Here is a 524-nt window from a genome sequence, read left to right as displayed (position 1 = left end):
AGAATCCGACACAGGCTCTATAGTCAGAGTGCCAAATTTCGCTTTAGTTCCAATTACTCCTCACTTTTTTCGTTTTTATTTCATTTGGTTTGATTTTTAGCTCCTAGATTCTCGGCATAACCGACACACGCTTGCCCGTCAAAACTTCTAACGGAGTTAAATAGCCAAGTGTTTTCCTCGGCCTCATATTGATTAGCAAGTTCACATCAGCTAAATGCTGCTCAGTAACATCACTAATGCGAGTTCGTTTGGGAAAGTAACGCCTTAATAGCCCGTTGCTATTTTCATTTAACCCACGTTGCCAAGACTGATATGGCTTCGCAAAATACGTCTTACACTTTAAACGTTTTGCGATTAATTCATGGGCGGCAAATTCTCCGCCGTTATCAAAAGTAATAGTGTCACACATCTTCTTAAAAGGCTTGAGTAGCTTGATGATAGCCTTTGCAACTTCTGATTTTGTTTTATGCTGTACTCGTGTAAAAAGATAAATCTTAGTTTTTCGCTCTACTAACGAGACAAAG

General features: G+C 39.3%; 1 protein-coding gene. It reads right to left on the bottom strand.

Annotated features, from left to right (window positions below; translation table 11 throughout):
• Positions 1-103: 103 nt before the first annotated feature.
• Positions 104-524, bottom strand: a 421-nt coding sequence (locus tag AB4238_RS13980; RefSeq protein WP_372033973.1) for an IS30 family transposase, incomplete at its 5' end; no start/stop codon positions are given.

Origin of the sequence: Shewanella sp. 10N.286.45.A1, assembly GCF_041470405.1 — a bacterium.
Classification (GTDB): Bacteria; Pseudomonadota; Gammaproteobacteria; order Enterobacterales; family Shewanellaceae; genus Shewanella.
Note: the sequence above shows the minus strand (reverse complement) of the source record. Positions and strands in the feature narration are given on the sequence as shown.